At 46.8% G+C, this 26,157-nt stretch carries 27 protein-coding genes and 1 tRNA gene; 11 read left to right on the top strand and 17 right to left on the bottom strand.

The features are described 5' to 3' along the window. Nucleotides 1-110 precede the first annotated feature (110 nt). The 3 genes from sdhA to sdhC are packed head-to-tail and all read right to left on the bottom strand — an operon-like array spanning nt 111 to nt 2,589. A complete protein-coding gene (gene sdhA / locus ACTHTY_RS00215; protein ID WP_188209249.1) occupies nt 111-1,874 on the bottom strand; it encodes a succinate dehydrogenase flavoprotein subunit in 1,764 nt (587 codons plus the stop codon). Nucleotides 1,875-1,876: 2 nt separating this feature from the next. Then, entirely contained in the window at nt 1,877-2,218 is a 342-nt protein-coding gene (sdhD, locus tag ACTHTY_RS00210; protein ID WP_440366095.1) for a succinate dehydrogenase, hydrophobic membrane anchor protein, read from the bottom strand. Then, entirely contained in the window at nt 2,212-2,589 is a 378-nt protein-coding gene (gene sdhC, locus ACTHTY_RS00205) for a succinate dehydrogenase, cytochrome b556 subunit (protein WP_004519263.1), read from the bottom strand. The genes sdhD and sdhC overlap by 7 nt, the downstream gene beginning before the upstream one ends. 462 nt (nt 2,590-3,051) lie before the next feature. Here sdhC and ACTHTY_RS00200 point away from each other — a divergent pair, with 462 nt between their 5' ends. Continuing rightward, complete coding sequence (locus ACTHTY_RS00200; RefSeq protein ID WP_440366094.1) at nt 3,052-3,435, top strand: YkvA family protein; 384 nt, start codon at nt 3,052-3,054, stop codon at nt 3,433-3,435. Between the two features lie 84 nt (nt 3,436-3,519). Here ACTHTY_RS00200 and ACTHTY_RS00195 read toward each other — a convergent pair whose 3' ends face one another. From ACTHTY_RS00195 to dapF, 4 genes are all read right to left on the bottom strand, one after another. Further along, nucleotides 3,520-4,020 (bottom strand): membrane lipoprotein lipid attachment site-containing protein, encoded by a 501-nt coding sequence (locus tag ACTHTY_RS00195; protein WP_371444493.1) that lies wholly within the window; start codon nt 4,018-4,020, stop codon nt 3,520-3,522. Nucleotides 4,021-4,174: 154 nt separating this feature from the next. Beyond that, a complete protein-coding gene (gene cysK / locus ACTHTY_RS00190) occupies nt 4,175-5,107 on the bottom strand; it encodes a cysteine synthase A (RefSeq protein ID WP_440366093.1) in 933 nt (310 codons plus the stop codon). Nucleotides 5,108-5,213: 106 nt separating this feature from the next. Further along, nucleotides 5,214-5,816 (bottom strand): hypothetical protein, encoded by a 603-nt coding sequence (locus ACTHTY_RS00185; protein ID WP_440366092.1) that lies wholly within the window; start codon nt 5,814-5,816, stop codon nt 5,214-5,216. Further along, nucleotides 5,813-6,664, bottom strand: coding sequence for a diaminopimelate epimerase (gene dapF / locus ACTHTY_RS00180; RefSeq protein WP_440366091.1), 852 nt, complete (start codon nt 6,662-6,664; stop codon nt 5,813-5,815). Before dapF ends, ACTHTY_RS00185 begins: the two co-directional genes overlap by 4 nt. Before the next feature lie 180 nt (nt 6,665-6,844). Here dapF and ACTHTY_RS00175 point away from each other — a divergent pair, with 180 nt between their 5' ends. Further along, nucleotides 6,845-7,336: a hypothetical protein gene (locus ACTHTY_RS00175; RefSeq protein ID WP_003678851.1), complete on the top strand. Its 492-nt coding sequence runs from the start codon at nt 6,845-6,847 to the stop codon at nt 7,334-7,336. A gap of 139 nt (nt 7,337-7,475) precedes the next feature. After that, nucleotides 7,476-7,551 (top strand) — tRNA-Asn (locus ACTHTY_RS00170). A gap of 259 nt (nt 7,552-7,810) precedes the next feature. Here ACTHTY_RS00170 and ACTHTY_RS00165 read toward each other — a convergent pair. The 3 genes from ACTHTY_RS00165 to dnaX form a co-directional block, all read right to left on the bottom strand. Then, nucleotides 7,811-8,221 carry a hypothetical protein gene (locus ACTHTY_RS00165; RefSeq protein ID WP_440366090.1) on the bottom strand — a complete coding sequence of 137 codons (411 nt, stop codon included), beginning with the start codon at nt 8,219-8,221 and terminating at the stop codon, nt 7,811-7,813. 325 nt (nt 8,222-8,546) lie between these two features. Next, a complete protein-coding gene (locus ACTHTY_RS00160) occupies nt 8,547-8,882 on the bottom strand; it encodes a YbaB/EbfC family nucleoid-associated protein (RefSeq protein WP_128582910.1) in 336 nt (111 codons plus the stop codon). A 90-nt stretch (nt 8,883-8,972) separates the two neighbouring features. Then, nucleotides 8,973-10,976, bottom strand: a complete 2,004-nt coding sequence (gene dnaX, locus ACTHTY_RS00155; protein ID WP_440366089.1) for a DNA polymerase III subunit gamma/tau — start codon at nt 10,974-10,976, stop codon at nt 8,973-8,975. 198 nt (nt 10,977-11,174) lie between these two features. Here dnaX and ACTHTY_RS00150 point away from each other — a divergent pair, with 198 nt between their 5' ends. After that, a complete protein-coding gene (locus tag ACTHTY_RS00150; protein WP_254321551.1) occupies nt 11,175-11,888 on the top strand; it encodes an aldose epimerase family protein in 714 nt (237 codons plus the stop codon). Nucleotides 11,889-11,945: 57 nt separating this feature from the next. Here the strand turns inward: ACTHTY_RS00150 and mltB are convergent, their stop codons facing one another. The 5 genes from mltB to rpsF all read right to left on the bottom strand — a co-directional run bounded on the left by mltB (nt 11,946) and on the right by rpsF (nt 14,604). Then, nucleotides 11,946-13,025 (bottom strand): lytic murein transglycosylase B, encoded by a 1,080-nt coding sequence (gene mltB, locus ACTHTY_RS00145; RefSeq protein WP_440366088.1) that lies wholly within the window; start codon nt 13,023-13,025, stop codon nt 11,946-11,948. Nucleotides 13,026-13,227: 202 nt separating this feature from the next. Then, the gene (rplI, locus tag ACTHTY_RS00140; protein WP_036490126.1) at nt 13,228-13,680 is read right to left on the bottom strand and encodes a 50S ribosomal protein L9; all 453 of its coding nucleotides are present in this window, start codon (nt 13,678-13,680) and stop codon (nt 13,228-13,230) included. Between the two features lie 16 nt (nt 13,681-13,696). Beyond that, entirely contained in the window at nt 13,697-13,927 is a 231-nt protein-coding gene (rpsR, locus tag ACTHTY_RS00135) for a 30S ribosomal protein S18 (RefSeq protein ID WP_003678863.1), read from the bottom strand. Between the two features lie 6 nt (nt 13,928-13,933). Next, nucleotides 13,934-14,236 (bottom strand): primosomal replication protein N, encoded by a 303-nt coding sequence (gene priB, locus ACTHTY_RS00130; protein ID WP_180947864.1) that lies wholly within the window; start codon nt 14,234-14,236, stop codon nt 13,934-13,936. Beyond that, nucleotides 14,233-14,604 (bottom strand): 30S ribosomal protein S6, encoded by a 372-nt coding sequence (rpsF, locus tag ACTHTY_RS00125; protein ID WP_003686150.1) that lies wholly within the window; start codon nt 14,602-14,604, stop codon nt 14,233-14,235. Before rpsF ends, priB begins: the two co-directional genes overlap by 4 nt. 245 nt (nt 14,605-14,849) lie before the next feature. Between rpsF and hscA the strand changes: the two genes are divergently transcribed. From hscA to fdx, 4 genes are all read left to right on the top strand, one after another. Then, the gene (gene hscA / locus ACTHTY_RS00120; RefSeq protein ID WP_440366087.1) at nt 14,850-16,709 is read left to right on the top strand and encodes a Fe-S protein assembly chaperone HscA; all 1,860 of its coding nucleotides are present in this window, start codon (nt 14,850-14,852) and stop codon (nt 16,707-16,709) included. A gap of 82 nt (nt 16,710-16,791) precedes the next feature. After that, a complete protein-coding gene (locus ACTHTY_RS00115; RefSeq protein ID WP_049330683.1) occupies nt 16,792-17,421 on the top strand; it encodes a GIY-YIG nuclease family protein in 630 nt (209 codons plus the stop codon). Further along, complete coding sequence (locus tag ACTHTY_RS00110; RefSeq protein WP_440366086.1) at nt 17,418-17,780, top strand: TIGR02328 family protein; 363 nt, start codon at nt 17,418-17,420, stop codon at nt 17,778-17,780. The genes ACTHTY_RS00115 and ACTHTY_RS00110 overlap by 4 nt, the downstream gene beginning before the upstream one ends. A gap of 92 nt (nt 17,781-17,872) precedes the next feature. Continuing rightward, a complete protein-coding gene (gene fdx / locus ACTHTY_RS00105; RefSeq protein WP_003686005.1) occupies nt 17,873-18,214 on the top strand; it encodes an ISC system 2Fe-2S type ferredoxin in 342 nt (113 codons plus the stop codon). Between the two features lie 76 nt (nt 18,215-18,290). Here the strand turns inward: fdx and ACTHTY_RS00100 are convergent, their stop codons facing one another. After that, nucleotides 18,291-18,911, bottom strand: a complete 621-nt coding sequence (locus ACTHTY_RS00100; protein WP_440366085.1) for a hypothetical protein — start codon at nt 18,909-18,911, stop codon at nt 18,291-18,293. Between the two features lie 299 nt (nt 18,912-19,210). Here ACTHTY_RS00100 and iscX point away from each other — a divergent pair, with 299 nt between their 5' ends. The 3 genes from iscX (at nt 19,211) to metE (ending at nt 22,827) form a co-directional block, all read left to right on the top strand. Further along, nucleotides 19,211-19,408, top strand: a complete 198-nt coding sequence (iscX, locus tag ACTHTY_RS00095) for a Fe-S cluster assembly protein IscX (RefSeq protein WP_003682097.1) — start codon at nt 19,211-19,213, stop codon at nt 19,406-19,408. A 171-nt stretch (nt 19,409-19,579) separates the two neighbouring features. Further along, nucleotides 19,580-20,461, top strand: a complete 882-nt coding sequence (gene metF / locus ACTHTY_RS00090) for a methylenetetrahydrofolate reductase (RefSeq protein ID WP_063075915.1) — start codon at nt 19,580-19,582, stop codon at nt 20,459-20,461. Between the two features lie 89 nt (nt 20,462-20,550). Further along, the gene (gene metE, locus ACTHTY_RS00085; RefSeq protein WP_003745555.1) at nt 20,551-22,827 is read left to right on the top strand and encodes a 5-methyltetrahydropteroyltriglutamate--homocysteine S-methyltransferase; all 2,277 of its coding nucleotides are present in this window, start codon (nt 20,551-20,553) and stop codon (nt 22,825-22,827) included. A 91-nt stretch (nt 22,828-22,918) separates the two neighbouring features. On the opposite strand, the gene ACTHTY_RS00080 is transcribed toward metE, so the two are convergent. Further along, nucleotides 22,919-25,414: a right-handed parallel beta-helix repeat-containing protein gene (locus ACTHTY_RS00080; protein ID WP_440366461.1), complete on the bottom strand. Its 2,496-nt coding sequence runs from the start codon at nt 25,412-25,414 to the stop codon at nt 22,919-22,921. Nucleotides 25,415-26,157 lie beyond the last annotated feature (743 nt).

Raw genomic sequence — 26,157 nt, 5'->3', positions numbered from 1 at the left:
TCCTTTTCTCATAAACTGCCCAATGATTTTGTATTATGAATTCAAGCAGTTCAATGTGGGTATGGTTAGGTTTCAGACGGCCTTTAAGGTAAAGGCCGTCTGAAAACTCATCAATAAACGCGTTTAGCCGGTTTGATGTATTCCACGCTCAAAGGCTTGGTATGTACCGGTTTGTAAGACAAAGTATTGGTATCTGAATGATACAGGGTATGTTTCATCCAGTTTTCATCATCGCGCTCAGGATGGTCGTCTGAAGCGTGTGCGCCACGCGATTCTTTACGCGCTTCGGCGGACACCAAAGTCGCTTTCGCTACTTCAATCAGATTATCCAATTCCAAAGCTTCGATACGCGCGGTATTCCACACTTTGCTCTTATCTTTGATTTCAGTACGTTTCACGCGCTCGGCAATCGCCATGATTTCTCGAACGCCTTTGCTCAGAATCTCATCGGTACGGAACACGCCGGCATGCAGTTGTACAGAGCGTTGCAGTTCGCGACGCAATGCATCAACGTTTTCGCCGCCGGTTTGGTTGTCCAAACGCTCGATACGTTGGCGGGTCAATTCACCGGCATTAGCAGGCAGAGGTTTCCAATCGCTTTGCTCTTTGATGAATTTAATCATACTGTCACCAGCAGCTTTACCAAATACCACCAAGTCCAACAGGGAGTTGGTACCCAAACGGTTTGCACCGTGTACGGAAGCACAAGCGCACTCACCTGCCGCATACAGACCTTTTACAGGCACTTCGTAATCTTCACCTTGCGGAACAACAACTTCGCCATGGTAGTTGGTCGGAATACCGCCCATCATGTAGTGGGTAGTCGGCACAACAGGAATCGGGTCTTTAATCGGGTCAATACCGGCAAACTGGATGGAAATCTCGCGGATGCCCGGCAGTTTTTCCATAATTTTTTCTGCGCCGATATGGTCAATTTTCAGCAATACGTGGTCTTTGTTTTTACCACAGCCGCGACCTTCGTAGATTTCCATAGCCATCGCACGGGAAACCACGTCACGGGAAGCCAAGTCTTTTACGGTTGGAGCGTAACGTTCCATAAAGCGTTCGCCATCGGCATTCAACAGAATACCACCCTCACCGCGCACACCCTCGGTGATCAATACACCAGCACCGGCTACACCAGTCGGGTGGAATTGCCAGAATTCCATGTCTTCCAACGGAATACCTGCACGCGCACAAATACCCAAACCGTCACCGGTGTTCATATAAGCATTGGTGGAAGAAGCATAAATACGACCGCCGCCACCAGTAGCAAACATAACAGCTTTAGCGTGGAAAATATAAACTTCGCCGGTTTCCATTTCCATGGCGGTTACACCGACTACGTCGCCGTTTTCATCACGAATCAAATCTTGCGCCGTCCATTCCACAAAGAATTGTGTATTGGCACGGACGTTTTGTTGGTACAAAGTATGCAACATCGCATGACCGGTACGGTCGGCAACCGCACATGCACGTTCTACCGCGCGTTTACCGTGTTCGGCAGTATGGCCGCCGAAAGGACGTTGGTAGATTTTGCCACTTTCCACACGGTCAAAAGGCATACCCATGTGTTCCAACTCAATTACGGCTTCAGGCGCTGCGCGGCACATAAACTCAATCGCATCTTGGTCGCCCAACCAGTCAGAACCTTTCACGGTATCGTACATATGCCAATCCCAACGGTCTTCCTGCACATTACCCAATGAAGCAGAAATACCACCTTGAGCCGCTACAGTATGAGAACGGGTTGGGAATACTTTAGACAAAACAGCACAATTCAGGCCGGATTTAGACAATTGGAGGGCTGCGCGTAAACCTGCACCACCACCGCCAACAATCACGGCATCAAACTTGCGAACAGGAAAACTCATATTTACCCCCAGATTACTTTAACTGAATATACCAAGCAGCCGACCAACCAAACGATGGTGGCAACTTGTAAAAACAAACGCACGCCGAAAGGCTTAATGTAGTCCATCCACAAATCGCGGATACCTACCCATGCATGCAGGAATACGGCCAAGAAGCTCACTTGGGTAAATACTTTCACCCAAGTTTGATTAAAAAATGCCTGCCATGCCGAATACTCTTTAGGCAATGTAAACAAAACAACCAAAAGAACCACGGTGTACACCAACATGATGACCGCAGTTGCACGTTGCATTGCCCAATCGCGCAAACCGTAATGCGCACCTGTCAATTTACGTTCTACCATAACAAAGCTCCCAAAACGACGGTCAGAATCAAAGCAGAAGCAAATACAACTTTAGCAGTAGTACGGGCAGTATTTAATTCCAGGCCTTTATGCACATCCAAAAACAGAAAGCGGATGCCGGCGAAAAAGTGGTGCAGATATGCCCACAACAGACCGATAAGGATCAGCTTCACAAACGGATTGGAGATAGCAGAACGATATGCTTCAAACGACGCTTCGCGATCCAGCGTTCCAGAGAAGAAATACAAGAGAACAGGCAGCATCACAAACAAGCCGACGCCGCTGATACGGTGAAGAATAGATACAATCCCCGGTATGGGCAATCGGATATTCGGAATTTCCAAAAATACCGGGCGTGATTTGGCGGACATGGTCAGTTCCTCTAGATTTATTATCAGCTCAAAACCTATAGCTCAGCACTACAATAAGCTACATAAACCATAATTTACCTGTTTTATCTCATTTTGAACAGTGCAATTTATGAATGCTCTAATGATTTTTACCAAAAGACTAATAAAATCAAACAATCATTCTTAGATTTTTTTTTGCGTGGCTAGCCTTTTTTGTTACTTTCCTGCAATTAAGCCATCTCCCCATCAAAGCACTTACGATAACATCATTATTGTTTGAGAATTGTATCTATTGTGAGATAAATTCTCACTCTTGATACCTAATCTTTACAAAGGCATAAGCCATTCTTAACTTATTACCATTGCATTATCACCACTACTCTTACATAGTTATACATTCAAAGACATTTCATCCATCTCTAGATGGACTAAAATACAGCACAACACCAACAATGTTTCCATACCTTATAAGGAAGCTGCATCATGACACACTCCCCTCATCAAAACACACCCGATCCGGAAGACTACATCCCCTCCTTCCGCCGTCGAAACTTGGACACATCCGGTTTTATGAAAAAACTCGGACGCTTTACAGGCCGCCTGGGCAAACCTGTCGTCCGACAGCTTTATGCACTTTATTACCTTTGGGAATCTGAACACACGCCCAAACGGGCCAAAATGATTATTGTCGGTGCACTGGTTTATTTTCTCAGCCCCATCGACAGCATTCCCGACCTGCTGATTCCATTTGGTTTCAGTGACGACATTGCCGTCATTGCATTGGTTTATTCTCAGATGAAAAACTATCTGACCGAAGATATTCAAGAAAAAGCCCGTCAAGCGGCTGACAAGCTGTTTGGTTATTGATTAGATAGAGTTCAACTACACATATATAAATAATAAGAAGAAGGCCGTCTGAATATTCAGACGGCCTTCTCGGTTTATGACTTTTTATTTCAAAGGCTGCATACCCATAACTTCCATCAGGAAGTTGGTAAACGCAGGATTACTTGGCTTGGTATCCATGTTTTTCCAACGTTGTTGCCAACCGCGCAAAGCACCTTGGATGTACTGTTTGGATTGCTCGGTAGTAATTTCACCACGTTGGCTGTCAACGGCAGAGCGCAGATAAACTTCGTACATACTGTCATCGACGGAGTTGCGTCCCACTTGTTGGATACGGAAGCGGTTCAAATATTGGGCAGCCTGAACTTTGGTCAGACTACCTTGGCTCACTTGGGTACTCAAGCGACGTGCTTCATCATGAATCTTGGAAACATCTGCCCAATGCGAAGGAGCTAAATGATAACCGGTAGCTGAAACTTGTGAATCAGCCTTAGGTTTCTTAACGTTAGTTGGTCGAACTGGCACTTCTTTCAATGTTGGAACATAAATCGATTCACAACCAGCAAGTGCCGCCACAGCAAGGATAGGAAGAATGTATTTTTTCATAATGCGCATTATAAGCATGATTCGTTGAAGAAACCAACTTTTGAATAACGGTATTCAAAACAGATTAACTGAATTACAACAGATTTCATACGATATCTCAAGCCCATACGCAAAAAAGGCCGTCTGAAAACGGCCTTTTAACGACAATCCTATATTATGCCAAATCGGCAAACAGAGGTGTAGAAAGATAGCGTTCGCCATATGATGGCAATAAGACAACGATCAGCTTACCTTCGTTTTCAGGTTTTTTGGCCAGTTGCAATGCACTCCATACTGCGGCACCTGAAGAAATACCTACCAAAATGCCTTCTTTTTCAGCCATAGCGCGCGCAGTTTCAAACGCTGCCTCGTTAGGTACTTTGGAAATGCTGTCGTAAACAGTCGTATTCAAAACGCTGGGGATAAAGCCTGCACCCAAACCTTGAATCGGATGCGGGCCTTTCTCGCCACCGCTCAATACTGGGGAAGCTTCAGGCTCGACAGCCACGATTTGAACTTCGGGTTTGTATTTTTTCAACACTTCACCTACGCCGGTAATCGTGCCGCCAGTACCCACACCGGCCACGAAAATATCAACTTGGCCGTCTGTATCACGCCAAATTTCTTCGGCAGTGGTTTTACGGTGAACTTCAGGATTGGCCTCGTTATCAAATTGGCGCGGCATGAAATAAGTGCCCGGATGTTCGTCTACCAAAGATTGGGCTTTGGCGATAGCGCCTGCCATGCCTTCGGCAGCAGGGGTCAAAATCAATTCTGCACCAAACGCACGCAGCAGCATTTTGCGTTCTTTACTCATGCTTTCAGGCATGGTGATGGCCAATTTGTAACCGCGGGCCGCACACACCATGGCCAAACCGATACCGGTATTGCCGCTGGTTGCCTCGACGATAACGGTATCTTTATTGATTTTACCGGCTTGCTCGGCCGCTTCAATCATGGCTTCGGCAATACGGTCTTTTACGCTGCTGCCCGGATTGAAAAATTCAAGTTTAACGGCGATTTGCGCTTTTAAACCTTCGGTCAGGCGGTTCAGTTTCACCAGAGGTGTGTTGCCGATCAGCTCGGTAATATTATTTGCAATTTTCATTTCCTGCTCCTGATTTAGATGTAATACAGCCTGCATATTAAACTCAGGCCGTCTGAAAAACCAATATCGAAAATTTCTTTCTTTATAACTTTTGGTTCAAGCGCGGTCAATATCCACTGCGCTCAAAAATCAATGCAACGGCAACCACAGCCTGCATCACGACGGCAACCATCCAGCCTGCCCACATCTGCCGCATACTGAAAAGAGAGGCAGACTGCTTGCAAACAACCACACGGTGCAGATAAAACACCAGCATCAACACGCCCTGCAATGCAAACCAATAAATGGGTTTCAAAGCATAAATTTTCAGTAAGGCCGCCCATGCAAAAACCGCGCCTGCTAATGGCAAGATGAAATAAACCACGCCTGCCAAGAAAACAAAAGTCAAAGTCATGACTACATTGGAAACCGCAAATAAGGTCAAACCGGCATATTCGCCTGCCGACCAAAACTTTTTGTCTTCCGTTTTACTGCAGTCATCGATAAAGAAGAAAATACTGGCGATTGTCAGATAAAAATGAGGGATGAACAAAGGGCCTGTATGCGTAAAGCCCCACATTCCGGGCAACAAGCGTGCACCCAATGCCGAAACCCCCAGCCACAACAACACCGCAGCCCAAAGCCATTGAAACTGCTGTGCGCGAAAAATAAATGCCAACGATACCGCAGCATACGCGATGGCAAACCAAAAATCCAAAGAAACCATCATGAATACTGCAACTCGCCTTCAAAAACGGTTTCAGCAGGGCCAGTCATTTGCACATCGCCACCCTCTTCCCAACTGATAAACAATTCGCCACCAGGCAAAGTAACACGCACAGGCGCACCCGCTTTCAGCAAGCCATTGCGCACGCCTGCCACCACGGCCGCACACGCTCCGGTGCCGCAAGCCTGAGTTTCCCCCACCCCGCGTTCAAACACGCGCAGGCGGACTGACAATTCATCTTCAACCTGCAAAAAGCCGACATTGACCCGTTCAGGAAACTGCTCGTGCGATTCAATAGCGCCGCCCCAATGCTCCACCGGTGCGGTTTCAACATTATCAACCAAAATTACCGCATGCGGATTACCCATATTCACACAGCTTACCGGTACAGACTCCAAACCGACTAAGACAATATGTGTCAACGCATCTTCATTTTCACCATGGGCAGGCACAAACGGAATTTCAGACGGCATGAAACGCGGTTTACCCATGTTGACGGTAACCAAACCGTTATCCAACAGCTTCGGCACAATAATCCCTTTGGCCGTCTCGACCAAAATTTCCGTTTTATCCGTCAAACCCTTATCCGCAACAAAACGTGCAAAACAACGCGCACCATTGCCGCACTGCTCTACTTCCCGACCATCGGCATTGAAAATGCGGTACCGAAAATCGACCGCATCAGAAGAAGGCTTCTCCACTACCAAAAACTGATCAAAACCCACGCCGCAATAGCGGTCTGCCCATTGGGCAAGCGGCGCAGCCAACGGATCAAAGTCCTGTTCGATGGCATTGACCACCATAAAATCATTGCCCAAGCCGTGCATCTTCGTAAATTTCAAAGTTTTCATGATTCATTCACATTCTTATTAAATCATTATTTCGGCACATTCTACACCAGAATGATATATTCGTTTCTATCTTGTTTTTCAGACGGCCTTGCGCCCTTTTACCAATACTAACACCAGCCACCCCGCAAAAATACTATACTTCCCACATTACAAACATTTCTTATTACAAGGATACACATTATGAAAAAAGTTCTCTTACCTGCCCTTTTGGCCGCTTCACTCAGCGCATGTACAGTCGGCACGCCAGGTGTTTCCGTCGGTTTAGGCGTCGGCACCAGCATCGGCCGCCATGTCGGCCTGGGTACATCCATCAACATCCCTGTCGGCTTGGATAAAACCAAAACCACCAAAGGCACGGATTCAGACGGCATCCGTATCTCAGAAGAACAAATCGTGACCTATTTTGATGCACACGGCACACCCAGCAACAGCGCAGTCAAAGGCGGCTTCCATCGCCAACTGATCAGCAAACGCAACAACGAATATGTCGTCCAAGACTTTTACAGCGACAACAGCCAAAAACGCACGGACCCTTACGTCCTCAGCCGCAACCAACTGATGCAGTTCCGCGCCACGCCAAGCAACGGCTCGCTGACCACTTACGCCTACAATGGCACGGTGATGCAGCAACAAGTATTCCAAAACGGCAAATTGGTTAACGCCAAATACTAAAGGCCGTCTGAAACGGCTGGGGAGCATGTAAAACTTGATTACAAAATATTTTTAACATTCAAACATTTGAAATATTTTGCACCATTTTCTTAAAAATATTGATTGACACATTTTTTCCAGCCATTATAATACGCCCCATTCCCCGATAGCTCAGTCGGTAGAGCGACGGACTGTTAATCCGCAGGTCCCTGGTTCGAGCCCAGGTCGGGGAGCCAAATTTCAAAAGCCTGAACTGCTGTTCAGGCTTTTTTACATCAATAAGGAACGATTGTTCTTTCCCAAAGAAAGCCCTGAATCCTCATGAGACCTTTGCCAAGGTCTCTATCCGCCAAACTGGCACGCCTTGCGCCCTACCCGCTTCGTCTGGCGAACAGGTGCAAACAGCCCGAAACTGACTGCAAAAGGTTTCGGGCTGTTTCGTTTTTTGAATAAACGGCATCTTTTCAGACGGCCTTGTCCATCAAATTTGGCACATCATTTCACACACGGATTATCTAAAACGACTGAGACATTGCGTTCGGCTTTGTTTATATACGTCATGTGGACTTTCTTGCCTTTGAACTCTGCCTCGACGACTGATTCCAGCGTGGCAACATCTTGAGGGAAGCCAAATTTTTTGTCGTTTGCAGCAATGAATTTGACGGGTTTGTCGCGGAAGAGCGAGTAGAAAGACACGCCTTTATTATCTGCGGTTACGGCGCATTGCGTTTTGCTGTCGATGGCGATGACGGAGGAAAGCGTATGGGGCTTGTGGGTACGATCGGCGAAGGTGGTGTAGGAATCATACGACCCGAAGCTGGTTCTTAATGCGAAGGTATTGCCAATCCATTCATAGCTTGTCCTGTCTTCGGGAAGATTTTTTTTCGATGGCTTTTTTGCCTGCAAAGAAAGAGCATTCTTGGTTTTTGTGGCTGCAGACTTTTCTGACGCTGAACTGTTTATCCGGAGAAGTAATGACGGTTTCGGCGGCAAAGCTGTTTGCACTTGCTGTGGCGAACATACAGCTTAAAAGAAGTGAGCGGATGGGAAGGGACGGTTTCATTTTGTTTAGTGTATCGGTTGGTTTTAATATTGATTGAGCTGATTTGAATGCAATAAGCGGAATAACTGCCGATATGTTGATTTCAATCTGCAGAACAGATAATCCAAAGGCCGTCTGAAACTAATTTTTAGTGTTTCAGACGACCTTTGTTTGCTTTGCGGCGCGGGTTTAGCGGAAGAAGTCGCCCATGCCTGCCGGCAGGCCTTGGGTAAACGCACCCATGGTTTTGTTGGTCGTTTCCTCGGCTTTTTCAGAAGCGGCATTGATGGCGGCCAATACCAAATCTTCCAGCATTTCTTTGTCGTCAGTGGCTTCTTGAATCAAATCAGGGCTGATTTCAAGTTTGCGGACAACGTGCGAACACGTCATCACAACTTTTACCAAACCATTGCCTGCTTCGCCTTCAACTTCGGTTTCAGCCAGCTTGGCTTGTGCCTTTTTCATGTTTTCCTGCATTTGTTGAGCCTGCTTCATCAGGCCGCCTAATCCGGCTTTTCCGAACATGTTTTACTCCTATGGGTTTGAATAAATGGGTTTCACTCATGCCGTCTGAAAAACGCTATTGCCTTTCAGACGGCCTTGTATGTCAGTATTTTAAGAATGCCCTGCCAACTCTAAAGAATCCGGCAGCCATTGCGCTTCAAAGGTTTGCAAAATTTTCTGCGCCGTTGTATCCGCTTCCAGCAAATCTTGCGCCTGCTGCCGTCCTTCTTCTTGAATACGTTTGCGGCGCATCACCGGCGTTTCCCAGCCTTTATCATCCTGCCAAGGCTCGGTTTGCAACCTTAAATTACCAAGATGGTAGGCCTCGCCCAATGTCTGGCAGATTTTGTCCAAGCGCTCTTTATTAGCGGTGGCTTTGGCCTCATCCGTCAACGACAGCATGATTAATCCTGCTTCCACATCATAACTCGTCCATGCCGCATTTTGCGCCAACATCTGCGCCGCGCCTAATTTACGGGCGAAGCGTTCGATAATGCTGTGCCAATTCTCCGTTTTAAACTCAGGCAAAGGAGCGAACTGAAGCTCTTCTTCATCTCCCTCCTCTTCTTCAGGCTCAGCAGACGCAACCGGCTGAGGTACTTCCATCACATCAGCACGGTGTGAATCTTCATATGTATATGCTTCATCAAAAAACGGAGGCGGAATTTCCTCATCCATGTGCGGATATTCTTCCTGCTCAGGGGCCGTCTGAACTTTTGCAACAGGCAATGGCTCCGTTGCTTCTTGTATCTGTACCGTTTGAGTTTGAGGCGGCTCAGCCGATACTTGGCTCGGCATATCTTCCCAAGGCGGCACATCCGCCTGTTGTTGCTGAACAGGCTGAACCGTTTCTTCAGACGGCCTTTCAACGGTATCCTGCTTGGCAGAAACAGCCTCTTTCTCAACCGCCGGTGCTGCTATCGGCTCAGATTTCGGCATCTGAAAAGGCTTTTTTTCGGCCTCAGCTTTCTGATGGTCGGAATGCAAATCCGTGTGTTCAATCTGACTTTGCGTATCGCAACCCGAAGCAGCCAACGGCGCAAATGCAAGCATGCGCAAAAGCGTCATGACAAAACCGGCATATTCGTCCGGAGCCAGCGGCAAATCCTGTTTGCCATGAATAACACATTGATAATAAAGCTGAATCTGCTCGCCACTCAAAGCCTGACTTAATCGCAGCAAAGTTTCACATTCAGGGTCATCATTCGCCAAGGCGGAAGGAATGGTTTGAATCAAAGCCAAACGTTGCAACAGCATGGCTAATTCTGCCAATGCGCTGTCAAAACCAATCGCCCTGGCGGACATTTCCTGAGCTTTTTCTAGCAAGGCCTCACCGTTTTGATTGATGATTCCTTCAAGCAATTCAAACAAGTATTGTTTATCGACCGCTCCGATCATCTGGCGGACATCTTGCTCGGCCACTTTACCCGAACCCATGGCAATCGCCTGATCCAAAAGACTCAACGCATCGCGCATCGAGCCGGCGGCGGCACGGCCTAAAAGTTGCAAAGCCTGTGGCTGATAAGGAACGTTTTCACGATCCAAGACATGCGCCAAATGCTCCGCAACCTGCTGGGTTGTCATGTTGCGCAAAACAAACTGCAAACAGCGGCTCAATACGGTAATGGGGACTTTATGCGGATCGGTGGTCGCCAAAATAAATTTAACGTGTTCAGGCGGTTCTTCCAAAGTCTTCAGCATGGCATTGAACGCGCTTTTGGAAAGCATATGCACTTCGTCGATGATATAGACTTTGTATTTACCCGCTGTCGGCGCGTATTGGGCGTTTTCCAACACTTCGCGGATATTATCGATACCGGTATTCGATGCCGCGTCGATTTCCAATAAATCCACATAACGGCCGCTGTCGATTTGCGTACAGCTTTCACACTGACCGCATGGTTCGCCATGCACGGCATTTTCGCAGTTCAAACTCTTGGCCAAAATCCTGGCAATCGTGGTTTTACCCACACCGCGCGTCCCTGTCAGCAGATAGGCATGGTGCAGACGGCCTTCGTCCAGCGCGTTGCGCAGGGCTTTGACGACGTGTTCCTGACCGACCAAATCGGCAAAGGTTTTCGGGCGCCATTTTCGTGCAAGAACTTGATAAGCCATGTTGTTTCTCTACGGGAAATAAATCGGAAGGCCGTCTGAAAAGAATTATCCGCTTTTCAGACGGCCTCAGAAAATGGCATATATTCTAGCATTTTTTTGATTTTTATTAAGGATTTTCTATCAAGCCGACAGCGACAGCATGTCATCGCAATGTTATAATACTACATAAATGATAAACAATTTGAAACTCAAATCATTATGACTGAAATCATACTACACAACAAATCAGCCACTATGCAAGTCAATACAATAGGCGGATATATTGACTCCCTGATTCTAAAAGGACGGGAAGTCTTATTTCCGAAAACCAGCGTCCACGTGGGCGATGATACAAAATTACGTGGCGGCATGCACGTTTGCTTACCCCAATTCGGACCGGACAGCAAAAATCATCTGGCCCAACATGGTTTCGGCAGAACTTCAGACTGGGAAATCCGTCATCAAAATGAATCGGATATCGGCTTGAAATTAATCAGCACAGAAAAAGGCTATGAACACGTCGAATGGTTGCTCGATTACAGCCTACCTAACGAAAATGAAGCCATTGCCATCCTGACCGTCTGCAATTACGGCGAATCGCCCGTCCGCACGTCTCCGGGATTCCACCCCTACTTTACCGCTGCCGGCACACAATTTGATTTCAACGGCGCACCATACGATGCCGACTATATCTCCCATACCGAATTTGTTTCCTCCGACCAGGATGCACACGTTGCATTTGACGGCTTGAAACTAGATATCCGCACCCACAATCTGCCTGTGTACGCACTCTGGAGCGATCGAAACGGCCAATATACTTGTGCAGAGCCAACCGCAGAAGGCAATGCGTTTTTATCCCCTGCCCGCGGAGGACAGTTTGTTTCAGGACACAGTAAAAAACGTTACGCCATGAAAATCAGACTGATGGCTTAACCCCCTTACAAATCCTCAATATTTAAAAACCACCCCAAAGGGTGGTTTTCTTATAGCTTACAGTCCATTGTTATTGATTGCATTCGCAATATCGCGTACCGCTGTTACATACATGCGGCTGTGGTTGTATTGCCATACTGTGTAGAAGTTATTCAGGCCCAAATAGTATTCAAATACGCCCGGGCTGGTCTCCAAAGCATACAATACAGCCTTTTCATTATCCGCAACAGCAGCTTGAGGCATGACACCCAAAGCTTTGAAATCTGCGACAGTGCGCGTCAAGGCAGTTTTCTCATCGATAATCGCCTGCAAGTGCGGGGTAATCGTCAGACTTACCGGCACAACCATCTTACCGCCGGTCTGCCAACCATGCTGTTTCATATAATTGGCGACAGAAGCCGCCACATCGCCGACATTATTCCAAATATCGCGATGACCATCACCATCATAGTCCACCGCCCATTTACGGTAGCTTGAAGGCATAAATTGCGGCATGCCCATCGCGCCAGCATAGCTGCCTTTGAAGTCAAAAATATTTTCTTTTTCTTCTTTTGCCATCAGCAAAAGTTCGCTCAATTCGTTTTGGAAAAATTCGGCACGGCGGGGATAATCAAAGGCCAATGTACTCAAGGCATCGGCAACGCGGAAGCTGCCCGTATTTTTGCCGTAATTGGTTTCAATACCGAGAATCGCCACAATCAATTCGGCAGGTACGCCGTATTTGCGTGCCACATCATCGATTACGGCACGGTTTGCCGCATAGAATTGTCTGCCGCCGTTAAATTTGGCTGCACCAGAGTTACCGGTGCGGAATTCATACCACGGACGCGAAGTGCTTGGGCGGTACATAATGGTAATAATATTGCCTTTATACACCACGCCATTGAAGAAGTTACGCAATTCTTCTGCACTGAAACGACGGTTTTTCACTTCATATTGGATAAACTGCTGAACATTGACGTTTTCATTAAAACCGCTGCTGGCAACAGATTCAGCCGCTGCATCAAATACAGGTCGTTTTGCAGAGGAAACAGGCTCGACAGGTTTTGCCGTATCAACAGCAGGCTTTTGCGGAGTGCCGCATGAAGCTAAAGCCAAAGCAGTCAGACCTATCCCAAAGATTTTAATTTTATTCATAAATAATCTCTTTACTAAATAATACGACAAACCCGAACACGAATGAATATTCGGCCAATACATCATCTCTTCCGCTATATTTCTAGACAGACTTAAAAAATATAGACAAATCGATATTTACTTACTTCGGCCCAAGCAGATAAACAAGGCCGTCTGAAATTCAAGGAAACCCTTGATTTTCAGACGGCCTTGAATGAATTAATTACTCAGCGGCTGCAACAACAGCAACGGTAATTTTAGCAACAGCGTCAGTGTGCAGAGCCACTTCAACTTCGTATTCACCAACAGCTTTCAAAGGACCGTTAGGCAGGCGTACGTTTGCTTTAGCAGCTTGGATACCGGTAGCAACAATCGCTTCAGCGATGTCAGCATTGGTAACAGAACCGAACAGACGACCATCAACACCGGCTTTTTGAGCAACAGTAATGGTTTGGCCTTCCAGTTTTTCTTGACGGGCTTTAGCATCAGCCAAGATTTCAGCTTGTTTGGCTTCCAATTCAGCGCGGCGTGCTTCGAATTCTTTCATGTTGGCTTCGGTTGCACGTTTTGCTTTACCGGCAGGGATCAGGAAGTTGCGTGCGTAACCGTTTTTAACGGTAACGATGTCACCCAAGTTACCCAGACCGCCGATTTTTTCTAACAGAATAATTTGCATGATTTAAACTCCAAAATTATTTGTGTTGATCGGTGTAAGGCAACAGAGCCAGGAAACGGGCACGTTTCACAGCAGTAGCCAACTGACGTTGGTAGTGTGCTTTAGTACCAGTAATGCGGGCAGGGATGATTTTGCCGTTTTCAGAGATGAAGTCTTTCAACAAATCAACTTGTTTGTAATCAACTTCTTGGATTTTTTCAGCCGTAAAGCGGCAGAATTTTCTACGTTTGAATGATTGACGGGCCATTGTCGTTTAACCTTTATATTCTTTAATGTTCTGTATGCGTAGTACCGGCTTGGGGAAGCGTTGGCTGCGTTGCGCCAAAAAACCTTCCGATTCGATGACGGCATCTTGCCGATACTGCCATTCCTCAGCCTGCTTACCTAAAATCCGCGCAGGGATTTCAAACTTGACCAGACATTTCTGTCCGTTTTCTTCCTGCCAAGACTCATGTTGCAACACAATATCTAAAACAGGAATTCCTGCCGGCGTATATCTCAAGGGCTGAACCTGCAAGATACGGGCGGTAAGCTTAATCAGATTGTTCAATCTTATTCAGCTGCTGCAACTTCTTCAGCTGCACCGTTCAGCAAGTTTTTTGCTTTTTCGCCGCCCAGCATTGGGGAAGCTTCAGTTACAGCGTGTTTTGTCTTGATGGTCAGGTGACGCAGTACGGCATCATTGAAGCGGAAAGCAGTTTCCAGCTCTTCAACCACTTCAGGAGTAGTTTCGATATTCATCAAAACATAGTGTGCTTTGTGGATTTTGTTGATTGGGTAAGCCAATTGACGACGGCCCCAGTCTTCCAAACGGTGGATTTTACCGCTGGCTTCAGTAATCATGGTTTTGTAACGCTCAACCATAGCAGGCACTTGCTCGCTTTGATCAGGATGAACGATAAACACGATCTCGTAATGACGCATGTTATCTCCTTATGGATGATTAAAAACAGCCTTTCACCATGCGAAGTAAAAGGCAAGGCAAAGAGGTCGAATTTTATCCGCATTTCTTAAAAAATACAAGTCTGAATTCAAAATCCACTTTCTTTTCAATTAAAAAACAACATTAGGCCTTATGGTTATTTCCTAGCAAACCACTCAACTATCTGCCAAAAATCTGCTAAAATCTGCCCCATCCTAATAAATACAGCATCAGAAGGCACACAATCATGGCTCTTTTGCAGATTTCAGAACCCGGCATGTCCGCCGCCCCCCATCAACACCGCCTCGCCGTAGGCATTGATTTAGGTACAACCAACAGCTTGGTTGCCACCGTCCGCAGCGGTAGCGCAGTCTGCCTGCCCGATTCAGACGGCCGCACCACCCTGCCTTCGGTTGTCCGTTATTTAGATGGCGAAGTAGAAGTCGGCAAAAACGCCCTTTCTGCCCAAAAAACCGATCCGCTAAATACAGTCAGCTCCGCCAAACGCCTGATCGGCCGCACCCTTACCGACCTCGCACAAGAGGCGCAATATCTGCCCTATCGATTTACACCCAATGAGCGCGTTGTTGAATTAAACACCCGTCAAGGTGCAAAAACGCCTATCGAAGTATCGGCTGAAATCCTCAAAGCCCTTAAATCGCGTGCCGAAGAAACATTAGGCGGCGATTTGGTCGGTGCCGTCATTACCGTACCTGCTTATTTTGACGACGCCCAACGTCAAGCCACCAAAGATGCCGCACGCTTGGCAGGCTTAAATGTCTTGCGCCTCCTCAACGAGCCGACTGCCGCCGCAATCGCCTACGGACTGGACAACGCCTCAGAAGGTACGTTTGTCGTCTATGACTTGGGTGGCGGCACATTCGACGTATCCGTATTGCAACTGACCAAAGGCCTGTTTGAAGTTAAAGCCACCGGCGGCAACAGCGCATTGGGCGGCGATGACTTCGACCATCGTTTGTTCTGCTACCTGCTCGAACAAAACGACCTTTCCAAACTCAACGAACAAGACAGCCAGCTTCTGCTCTCCCTTGTCCGTACCGCCAAAGAAAAACTGACCACTCAAACCGAAGCCGTCATCGAAACCACACTTTCAGACGGCCATAAAATCCATACTGTCATTACCCGCCAAGAGTTTCACAATCTGACCCAAAACCTGGTACAAAAAACCATCGAACCTGTCAAACAGGCGTTGAAAGATGCCGGCGTAACCAAGGAAGATGTCAAGGGCGTGATTATGGTTGGCGGCTCTACCCGCATGTTGCACGTTCAACAAGCGGTTGCCACATTCTTTGGTCAAACTCCGCTGAACAACCTCAATCCTGACGAAGTGGTCGCACTAGGTGCCGCCATACAGGCAAACGTCCTTGCCGGCAACAAAAACGACGGCGAATGGCTGCTGCTGGACGTTACACCTTTGTCGCTTGGTTTGGAAACCTACGGCGGTCTTGCCGAGAAAATCATCCCGCGCAACTCCACCATTCCTACCGCACGCGCGCAGGACTTCACCACTTTCAAAGACGGTCAAACCGCCATGACGATACACGTCGTACAAGGCGAGCGCGAACTCGTTTCCGACTGCCGCAGCCTTGCCAAATTTACCCTGCGCGGCATTCCGCCGATGGCCGCAGGCGCAGCGCGTATCCGCGTGACCTTCCAAGTTGATGCCGACGGTTTGCTGTCCGTTTCCGCACAAGAACAAAGCACCGGCGTACAGGCGCAAATCGAAGTCAAACCTTCCTACGGTTTGGACGACAGTACCATCACCCAAATGCTCAAAGACAGCATGAGCAACGCTGCCGAAGACATGGCTGCACGCGCACGCGCCGAAGCCGTGGTCGAAGCAGAAAGCCTGACCGATGCCGTCAACGCCGCCCTTGAGTTGGATAGCGATTTGCTGGATGCTGAAGAATTGCAACAGATTCAGCAAGACATCGCTGCTTTGCAAGGCCGTCTGAAAGACGGAAAAGCCGAAGAGATCCGCTCCGCCGTCGCCAAGCTCAGCCACAGCACCGACAACTTCGCCGCCAAACGCATGAACCGCAACATCCAACGCGCATTGACAGGACAAAGCGTTGATAATATTTGACGGCAAATGGTTTCAGACGGACTTTGATAAAAAGGCCGTCTGAAAAGATATCTTCATACAGAAATAAAAATAAAGGACAACAATGGAAAAAGCGGGCATTGTCTACCTGATGAAAACCGTCATCAAAGGCGTATATAAAATTGGTATTACTGACGAAAATAATTTTGAAACTAGAATGCGCCATTTGGAAAACAACGGCTACGCAAACGTTGCCGGGTTAGAACGTATTCTAGCGATTAAAACCGACAACTATAAAGAAAAAGAAACCTTACTTCATGAAATTTTCGGCAAAAGCCAAATAGGAGAAACTGAGCTTTTTGCAATTGATGAAAATCTTGTGAAAAGGCTTTTTCTCTCATTAAGAGGTGAAATTGTATTTCCTAAGAATGAAATAGCAGAGTTAGGTTTTGAAAAAACTGTCAAAGAACATCATCAAGAAAAAATTTTTGAAGTAAACAGAAGTGCATTTATCTCCTTTATCAAGGAAAAGCATCAACAAAATCCTTCCATATTAAGAAATCTCCTCTCTTCAGAAAATGCATATAAACCCAAAAATTCCAAAGTCCGTCTATATAAAGACGAATACTTTGGGAAAAGTGGATCGAAGCTAACCACTGAAATTGAAGAGGGTCTTCACATTTATACTACCTACTCAAAAAAGGATTTGAAGATAGCTTACGAAGATTACTCAGAATTATTTGAATCACAATGAGACTCTGGCACCAAACCCTTATCCCCCTACTCCCCCGCGCCCAGCTTTTGGGGCAACACCGCGAATGCGCCGCTTTACGCGGAGCAGGCTGGGGCAGGCCGCATGCGACGGTAAATTACGTTTTTACCCATTCACCCTACAAACTCTACCTGTATCACGTATTGATTATGGAAGAGATGGAAAAGCGCGGTTACAAACCGGATGTTTTATGGAAAGACCCACTATATCGCGGCAAAGCCGCTGCCCCATACCATTCGCACGCGATTGAAGCATCCACTTCGCCGATTTACGCCGAACATGATGATGCCTACTTGGACGAATGTCTGGAAAATTTAAAAAGTAAAGGCATCATGTTATAAACCCATTTTTCAGACGGCCTGAATATTGAATATCCAAGGCCGTCTGAAACCACTTTAACCACAACCACTCTTAAACAACCGAGACAATAAAAATGCCAAAAATTACCGTACTCCCACACGCGACATTATGCCCTGAAGGCGCGGTTATCGAAGATGCACCGGAAGGCCAAACCGTCCTTGACGTGCTGCTCGACCACGACATCGAAGTCGATCACGCCTGCGAAAAATCCTGCGCCTGCACCACTTGCCACGTGATTATCCGCAAAGGTTTTGACAGCCTGGAAGAACCGACCGAATTGGAAGAAGACCTGCTCGACCAAGCATGGGGCTTGGAAGCCGACTCGCGCCTGAGCTGTCAGGCGGTGGTTGCCGATGAAGACTTAGTGGTCGAAATCCCCAAATACACCATTAACCACGCTCGCGAAGACCATTAAAACGAGATTTAATGAAAAAGGCCGTCTGAAACCATGTGCGTTATGGTTTCAGACGGCCTTTTGGTTACATCCCAAACTATTCGATATGAGGGAAAATAAAACGCATACGCGAAATCTGCATGGAGGCCACTTTCTGCGTAGCAGAGTAATTTTCAATTTTTTCTTGCATTCTGATTTGATGCATATTGCTGTTATAACGGGGAGCGGCGTTCTGAGATTTATTTACTGTCGGCAGCTCAGCCTCTGCCTTCAACGCTTCCTCTGCCTCAATCGCCGAAAGTGCTGCCTCATCCCTTACCAAACCGAAACGCTCGATAATGGCATTGGCTTCATCTATATAACGCGATTTGTCCACGCCATTTTCCAACACTGCATCTTCAAGCACGACCGACAAATGTTTGCCGCAATTCTCGATACGCTCGGCGATACGCGAATAAACCATCCAACGTTTCAACCTCAACGCGCCTGCATCGTCGTTGAGTGAAGCGGCATCCAGTTTAATCAAGCCATAGTGTTTGCCGTAATACAGACGGAACACCAGCTGTTTCAAACCTTCTGTTTCGTCCAGCATCCGATAAAATTCGCGAACCAACAACAACAAACGGTCAAATGCGCCTGTTTTGGACAGACACTCCGGATCATCGGAAGCGAGCGCGTAAATCAGTTTGGACAATTTGGCGTTGAGTGCGTTATTCATCTTTTTTCCTTTTATTTTTAAGCGATGGATTTTCTTAAGAGCCATTCCAAAAAATTTGGTTGCATAACAAAATGTAAATTTTGCATGAAAACCAAATCATACAAAGCGGAATAGAAAGTATAAAACGGCAGATTGCCGTGAATTTTAAGTGTCTTGCCGTATTTTAACGCAACTATGCTATTTTGTTAAAAAATAGCGCCATCATTTATCTGCCCATCTTCCGTAAAACAATCTGGCAGTCCGACTTCTTCTTGATTAAAATAATTACTAATAGCCCAAACCCAATAAAGGAACACATCATGAAATGGACAGATACCCAACGCATCGCCGAAGAACTCTACGACTTACACGGCGACAGCATCGATCCGAAAACCGTACGTTTTACCCAACTGCGTGATTTAATTATGGCTTTGCCTGAATTTGACGATGATCCTGCGCGTTGCGGCGAGCGTATTCTCGAAGCCGTGCAACAAGCATGGATAGATGAAGCAGAATAATCCTTCCTCCCTTTCCTATCAAACAAGACCTCAGGCTGTTTTTCAGACGGCCTGAGGCCTTTATTAAATCTATTCATACAATTTCGGAAAATTTCGAAATTGACTCATGCCAACCTCAAATTTATTATGCAGCCTGACAACAAATAAAAGATATGCAGAAGGTGCATAAGCATGAATCACGCTAGAGAAATTAACGCATTAAATCACAGCCTTTCCGATTTAAAAGGCGACATCAACGTTTCATTCGAATTTTTTCCGCCGAAAAACGAACAAATGGAAACCATGCTGTGGGATTCCATCCATCGCCTGCAAACCCTGCACCCGAAATTTGTTTCCGTAACTTACGGTGCAAACTCAGGCGAGCGCGACCGCACTCACAGCATCGTTAAACGCATCCAACAAGAAACCGGCCTTGAAGCCGCCCCTCACTTGACCGGTATCGATGCCAGCCCTGACGAGTTGCGTCAAATTGCCAAAGACTATTGGGACAGCGGTATCCGCCGCATCGTTGCCCTACGTGGCGACGAGCCGCCTGGCTACGAGAAAAAACCTTTCTATGCCGAAGATTTGGTCAAACTGTTGCGCTCCGTTGCCGACTTTGACATTTCCGTAGCAGCCTATCCTGAGGTACACCCGGAAGCCAAATCCGCCCAAGCCGACTTGATCAATCTGAAACGCAAAATCGATGCGGGTGCAAACCACGTTATCACCCAATTCTTCTTCGACGTGGAAAGCTATCTGCGCTTCCGCGACCGTTGCGTGATGATGGGCATCGATGTTGAAATCGTTCCCGGCATCCTGCCTGTAACCAATTTCAAACAATTGACCAAAATGGCCCAAGTGACCAACGTCAAAATCCCAAGCTGGCTGTCTAAAATGTACGAAGGTTTGGATGACGACCAAGGCACGCGCAACCTTGTTGCCGCCAGCATCGCCATCGACATGGTCAAAGTCCTCTCGCGCGAAGGTGTCAAAGACTTCCACTTCTACACCCTCAACCGCAGCGAACTGACTTACGCCATCTGCCATATTTTGGGTGTACGTCCCCGTTAATAAAACAGACGGCCTCACCATTCTGATTTACAATATCGAACATTCAGGCCATACCGGCCTGATTCAAAATTCCAACTAGGAGAGTTAACATGACAACATTACATTTTTCAGGCTTCCCGCGCGTCGGTGCCTTCCGCGAATTGAAATTCGCACAAGAAAAATACTGGCGCAAAGAAATCAGCGAGCAAGAATTGCTGGCTGTTGCTAAAGACTTGCGCGAGAAAAACTGGAAACACCAAGCTGCTGCCAACGCTGATTACGTTGCCGTAGGCGATTTCACTTTCTACGATCACATCCTCGACCTGCAAGTTGCCACCGGTGCCATCCCTGCCCGTTTCGGCTTCGACAGCCAAAACCTGTCTTTGGAACAATTCTTCCAACTGGCCCGTGGTAACAAAGACCAATTCGCTATCGAAATGACCAAATGGTTCGACACCAACTACCACTACTTGGTGCCTGAATTCCACGCCGATACCGAATTCAAAGCCAACGCCAAACACTACGTTCAACAACTGCAAGAAGCCCAAGCTTTGGGCCTGAAAGCCAAACCGACCATCGTCGGCCCATTGACTTTCCTGTGGGTAGGTAAAGAAAAAGGCGCTGTCGAATTCGACCGTCTGAGCCTGTTGCCTAAACTGTTGCCTGTTTACGTTGAAATCCTGAACGCTTTGGTTGAAGCCGGTGCCGAATGGATTCAAATCGACGAGCCAGCTTTGGCTGTTGACCTGCCTAAAGAATGGGTAGAAGCCTACAAAGACGTTTACGCCACTTTGAGCAAAGTAAACGCCAAAATCCTGTTGAGCACTTACTTCGGTTCTGTTGCCGAACACGCTGCTTTGCTGAAATCCCTGCCTGTTGACGGCCTACACATCGACTTGGTACGCGCTCCTGAACAACTGGACGCATTTGCCGACTACGACAAAGTTCTGTCTGCCGGCGTTATCGACGGCCGCAATATTTGGCGTGCCAACCTGAACAAAGTTTTGGAAACTGTCGAGCCTCTGCAAGCCAAACTGGGCGACCGTTTGTGGATTTCCAGCTCTTGCTCTCTGCTGCACACTCCATTTGACTTGTCAGTTGAAGAAAAACTGAAAGCCAACAAACCTGACCTGTACTCTTGGTTGGCATTCACCCTGCAAAAAACCCAAGAATTGCGCGTTCTGAAAGCCGCATTGAACGAAGGCCGTGATTCCGTTGCCGAAGAACTCGCCGCCAGCCAAGCTGCTGCCGACTCCCGTGCCAACAGCAGCGAAATCCACCGTGCAGACGTTGCCAAACGCCTGGCCGATTTGCCTGCCAACGCGGACCAACGCAAATCTCCATTTGCCGACCGTATCAAAGCGCAACAAGCATGGTTGAACCTGCCTCTGCTGCCGACTACCAACATCGGTTCTTTCCCACAAACTACCGAAATCCGCCAAGCACGCGCAGCCTTCAAAAAAGGCGAACTGTCTGCCGCTGATTACGAAGCCGCGATGAAAAAAGAAATCGCCTTGGTGGTTGAAGAACAAGAAAAACTGGACTTGGACGTACTGGTACACGGCGAAGCCGAGCGTAACGACATGGTCGAATACTTCGGCGAATTGTTGAGCGGTTTTGCATTCACCCAATACGGCTGGGTACAAAGCTACGGCTCACGCTGCGTGAAACCACCTATCATCTTCGGTGACGTAAGCCGTCCTGAAGCCATGACTGTCGCTTGGTCTACTTACGCACAAAGCCTGACCAAACGCCCGATGAAAGGTATGTTGACCGGCCCTGTTACCATTCTGCAATGGTCTTTCGTCCGCAACGATATTCCTCGCTCTACCGTGTGCAAACAAATCGCACTGGCTCTGAACGACGAAGTATTGGATCTGGAAAAAGCCGGCATCAAAGTCATTCAAATTGACGAACCTGCCATCCGCGAAGGTCTGCCTTTGAAACGTGCCGATTGGGATGCCTACCTGAACTGGGCCGGAGAATCTTTCCGCCTGTCCTCTACCGGTTGCGAAGACAGCACTCAAATCCACACTCATATGTGCTACTCTGAGTTCAACGACATCCTGCCTGCCATCGCCGCTATGGACGCTGACGTCATCACCATCGAAACTTCACGTTCCGACATGGAGCTCTTGACTGCATTCGGCGAGTTCAAATACCCGAACGACATCGGCCCGGGTGTTTACGACATCCACAGCCCACGCGTACCGACTGAAGCTGAAGTTGAGCACCTGTTGCGCAAAGCTATCGAGGTTGTACCGGTTGAGCGTCTGTGGGTTAACCCGGACTGCGGCCTGAAAACACGTGGCTGGAAAGAAACTCTGGAACAACTCCAAGTGATGATGAACGTAACCCACAAACTGCGTGCCGAACTGGCTAAATAATGTGAGTTAGATGAAAAGGCCGTCTGAAAATTTTCAGACGGCCTTTTTTATTTATCGATATTTAAACCATAAAAATTACGGCTTCAACAACTTACAAAATCCCTGTTGTTGTATGATGTTCTTCCACTCCTGATGTATACACGTTCTGAGTATGGTGATATACAGTCTCTTTAGTCGTTTCGACAATATGGTTGGCTTCTGACAAGATATCGCTCAATGCCACTTTACTGCCGGCCGTATTCACCTTTTTCAGTGCTGCGCCGTTATGGCTATTGCCTTCAGAATACGTTTTGATGTTATTTTCAAAGCGCAGCCATGAATCATACAGTTCACCTTTAATGTCCGTCATGATTTTATTGTTGGCTACATTTAAAGATGCCTTGCCCTTAGGGTTGGTACTGTGTACGTCTACCAAAGCATCATTCAGGGCACCACCAAGTTTCAATGTGTTATTGGTGATGTTGTACTCTTTGGCATTGCTCTTTAAATAAGCAAATTCGACGTAACCGGCAGATTCTTCACGCACGGAAATTTTGTTGTTGTGAATCGTTACCGCCCCATGCATAGCGACATTGCCATGGTGTTCTTCCACATAAACCGGTACTGCGCCTTTCATAATCTTGCCGATATCGGCATCATTGCCGCTGATGGTAATGGTACCGCTACCCATGCCGTTTTTAGATAAAACGCGGTCGTAGGTATCGTTGATGACGGCAATCAGATATTTGGTGGATTCGCCGCTGATCTTGTTGTTTGCCATATTGAGCGTGTAATCCATTTTGCTTTCATGGTTACGGAACTCAATCGCGTAGGTCTGAATATTGTTTTGATAAACCGTCAGATTTTTAATGACATTATTACTGATATCAAAATAGCCTTTGTCAGCCGAGTGCAAATCTTTGTATTGGGTATTGGTTTGCACCTGAATCCCTGAATACATGTGGTAGTACTTGCCCAAGTCATCATCAACATTCAAACGGAAGCTCGGGTCTTGGATAATGGTATTGCCGGTAATTTTGACTTTATCCATAGAAAACTGGCGATTGTAGGCAACAATACCATACAGCCGGTCACCCGTTAACACATTGTCTTCAATGACAATGCCCGTACCATCGTGCACATCCAAACCTTTGCGGTAGTTGTGGTCGGTCGTGTTTTTACGGTATGTGATGCCGTAATTGTAGCTTCCGGCAGCCACAGCCATACCGTAGCCGGTACCGCCATCCGCTTCGTGGCCGTTCCAATCCAAGCGGTTGCCCTCGCCGATAAAGTTTTGTTGAAAACCGATCAGCGCACCGGCAACGCGGTTGTGGTGTAAATACGAATCGATAATACGGTTGTTTTCACCCAAAGGCAGCGCTTCGTATGTTTCATCAATTTCGCCGCTTTGTACGCGCGCTTTAAAGGTCAACTTATGCCCTTTTTCCGTTTCCAAAGAAGCGGTCGACGTAAACATCACACCAGCGCGGTTGGCACCGGAAACCTCTACTTTGCTGATTAAAGTATTGTCCGCATCGTTCACCAAAATGCCGTTTACCTTGCCAAAATAGCTTAAGCCTTTTCGGTAAAAATCAGGGTTGGTATATTGAACCGACAAGTCGGCAATGGTTTTATTGTTTTGTCCATCGACTAAAATACCGGCAAATTGGCGAATATCATCATGGTTGGTGTCCGGATTGAACACGCCCGTCTGCGCCTTATCAAACGTTACTTTGGTTTTACCCATCCCCGAACCAAACAAACCACGCGCGCCGGAAACGGTTTTATCCATCACAATCTGGTTGGAAATATAGTAAGCACCATCCAAGAAAACCATGGCTTTTTCTTTGTGCGCCGCCTCTAAAGCTGCTTTAAATGCCTGGAGGCTGTCTTTCTTACCCTGTGCATCGGCACCAAAATCATTCACGCGGACGTAATTACCGTACTCTTTGGATTCATACACACGGTATTTTCCAGATAGACCTTCCCTGCCTTCGGCATGGTCGTCAATTTTGTTTGCTTTACCCGAATTGAGGTGGCTATCGTGGCTATTGATTGCTTTTTTGCCGGAAGAAACGCCCGCTATTTTGTCATGTCCGTCTGAATCCTTCAGATTCTTTTTATGGACAATCTCAACGGTTTCTTTTTCTTCGGCAATTCTGTCTTCCGCCTCTTTTTCTTTGCGTGCGGCTTCTTGTTTGGCTTTACGCTCTGCAATCGCTTTTTCGACTGCTGCTTTATGCGCTTCTTTTGCGCGTTCAACCGCCTTTGCTTTGGCTGCGGCGGCTTCGGCTATTTTTTTTTCTTTAGCCTCTTCGTAAATTTTTTGCTTTTCAGCCAGAATTTTTTCTATCGATTGACTAACCGGCTTGTTTACCGGTTCTTTTGAAACAACGTGTTTGCTCGCCACTTTAGGCTCAATGATATGTTTACTGGAAACGCTGCTTACAGAAGCAACGCTGGTCCGTGCAACATGCATTTTTGTCACAAGGCCGTCTGAAGATGATGAAGAACTGTCAAATCTTGCTGCCTCCGCCACATGCACTACTTCTCTCGTTACCGTATTTTTACCACCTAATTGCTTAAGCTCAGGAGAAACCGACGGCATATCCCCCCAATTGTGGGTGTGTATCCATTCTTTTAGAGGAGAAGATGATTTGGAATTTGCTTCAGGTGTAGATGAACCGTGACGAATGTGGGTACGGCCAAGAGGAGCAAGTTTATGTGACATAATCAGCGTATTTCCTTGTATCGAATATCGCCTTTCCCACCGCACAAGCGTGCAACAAAAAAGCCGATTGATTAAAGAGGTAAGACGGATTCTGTCGTAACAACAATTGCCTGTATAAAGGCCAAACTGAAGTTGGCCGCTTTGAGAAACTCGGCAGCGTTTCCCCTTCTGCCGGTTTTCTGATTGGAAACGGTCATGGTGTCAGACAGAACCCTTGGATGACTTTATATAGGCGATCTGTCCGCGTACCATGTGTCCGGTTATTTTTGACGGAAATGTATCAGAGTCCCTTTTTAATTGATTAGTTCATCCAGAGTTAAGTTATTTTTGATTTTTATAGCAAAATAAAAATGGTTTTATCTTGCACTGGTTTCCTTTTTGACTTGACAGAGTGAATCCCGCGAAGCCAAAAAGGAGGGAAATTCTAACACGACATGTCTTTAGCATTCCCTATTTAACTAAATTTACAAAATATACAGAATAAATATCTATAACTGTTTTTAACTTCTTCTAAAAATCAATAAAATTCGATATTTTCAATGTGTATTTTTACAACATAATTGCGCATTATATACCGATTATCTTAAAATACTACCGTTTATTTGCAAAATTTAGTATTT

Origin of the sequence: Neisseria sp. P0019.S002 (assembly GCF_051957155.1) — a bacterium.
Lineage (GTDB): Bacteria > Pseudomonadota > Gammaproteobacteria > Burkholderiales > Neisseriaceae > Neisseria > Neisseria perflava.
The sequence above is the reverse complement of the archived record's forward strand: the minus strand, read 5'-3'. Positions and strand labels throughout refer to the sequence as shown.

Excerpts from the sequence above, each read along its gene's own strand:
- sdhC (WP_004519263.1), bottom strand. The coding sequence starts at position 2,589 with ATGTCCGCCAAATCACGCCCGGTATTTTTGGAAATTCCGAATATCCGA.
- ACTHTY_RS00175 (WP_003678851.1), top strand. The coding sequence starts at position 6,845 with ATGAAAAAAGTTCTCTTACCTGCCCTTTTGGCCGCTTCACTCAGCGCA.
- ACTHTY_RS00195 (WP_371444493.1), bottom strand. The coding sequence starts at position 4,020 with ATGAAAAAATACATTCTTCCTATCCTTGCTGTGGCGGCACTTGCTGGT.
- ACTHTY_RS00185 (WP_440366092.1), bottom strand. The coding sequence starts at position 5,816 with ATGATGGTTTCTTTGGATTTTTGGTTTGCCATCGCGTATGCTGCGGTA.
- dnaX (WP_440366089.1), bottom strand. The coding sequence starts at position 10,976 with ATGGCTTATCAAGTTCTTGCACGAAAATGGCGCCCGAAAACCTTTGCC.
- ACTHTY_RS00115 (WP_049330683.1), top strand. The coding sequence starts at position 16,792 with ATGGAAAAAGCGGGCATTGTCTACCTGATGAAAACCGTCATCAAAGGC.
- cysK (WP_440366093.1), bottom strand. The coding sequence starts at position 5,107 with ATGAAAATTGCAAATAATATTACCGAGCTGATCGGCAACACACCTCTG.
- hscA (WP_440366087.1), top strand. The coding sequence starts at position 14,850 with ATGGCTCTTTTGCAGATTTCAGAACCCGGCATGTCCGCCGCCCCCCAT.
- ACTHTY_RS00100 (WP_440366085.1), bottom strand. The coding sequence starts at position 18,911 with ATGAATAACGCACTCAACGCCAAATTGTCCAAACTGATTTACGCGCTC.
- fdx (WP_003686005.1), top strand. The coding sequence starts at position 17,873 with ATGCCAAAAATTACCGTACTCCCACACGCGACATTATGCCCTGAAGGC.
- mltB (WP_440366088.1), bottom strand. The coding sequence starts at position 13,025 with ATGAATAAAATTAAAATCTTTGGGATAGGTCTGACTGCTTTGGCTTTA.
- metF (WP_063075915.1), top strand. The coding sequence starts at position 19,580 with ATGAATCACGCTAGAGAAATTAACGCATTAAATCACAGCCTTTCCGAT.
- ACTHTY_RS00160 (WP_128582910.1), bottom strand. The coding sequence starts at position 8,882 with ATGTTCGGAAAAGCCGGATTAGGCGGCCTGATGAAGCAGGCTCAACAA.
- dapF (WP_440366091.1), bottom strand. The coding sequence starts at position 6,664 with ATGAAAACTTTGAAATTTACGAAGATGCACGGCTTGGGCAATGATTTT.
- ACTHTY_RS00110 (WP_440366086.1), top strand. The coding sequence starts at position 17,418 with ATGAGACTCTGGCACCAAACCCTTATCCCCCTACTCCCCCGCGCCCAG.
- metE (WP_003745555.1), top strand. The coding sequence starts at position 20,551 with ATGACAACATTACATTTTTCAGGCTTCCCGCGCGTCGGTGCCTTCCGC.
- iscX (WP_003682097.1), top strand. The coding sequence starts at position 19,211 with ATGAAATGGACAGATACCCAACGCATCGCCGAAGAACTCTACGACTTA.
- rpsR (WP_003678863.1), bottom strand. The coding sequence starts at position 13,927 with ATGGCCCGTCAATCATTCAAACGTAGAAAATTCTGCCGCTTTACGGCT.
- sdhA (WP_188209249.1), bottom strand. The coding sequence starts at position 1,874 with ATGAGTTTTCCTGTTCGCAAGTTTGATGCCGTGATTGTTGGCGGTGGT.
- ACTHTY_RS00200 (WP_440366094.1), top strand. The coding sequence starts at position 3,052 with ATGACACACTCCCCTCATCAAAACACACCCGATCCGGAAGACTACATC.
- rpsF (WP_003686150.1), bottom strand. The coding sequence starts at position 14,604 with ATGCGTCATTACGAGATCGTGTTTATCGTTCATCCTGATCAAAGCGAG.
- rplI (WP_036490126.1), bottom strand. The coding sequence starts at position 13,680 with ATGCAAATTATTCTGTTAGAAAAAATCGGCGGTCTGGGTAACTTGGGT.
- ACTHTY_RS00080 (WP_440366461.1), bottom strand. The coding sequence starts at position 25,414 with ATGCCGTCGGTTTCTCCTGAGCTTAAGCAATTAGGTGGTAAAAATACG.
- ACTHTY_RS00150 (WP_254321551.1), top strand. The coding sequence starts at position 11,175 with ATGACTGAAATCATACTACACAACAAATCAGCCACTATGCAAGTCAAT.
- sdhD (WP_440366095.1), bottom strand. The coding sequence starts at position 2,218 with ATGGTAGAACGTAAATTGACAGGTGCGCATTACGGTTTGCGCGATTGG.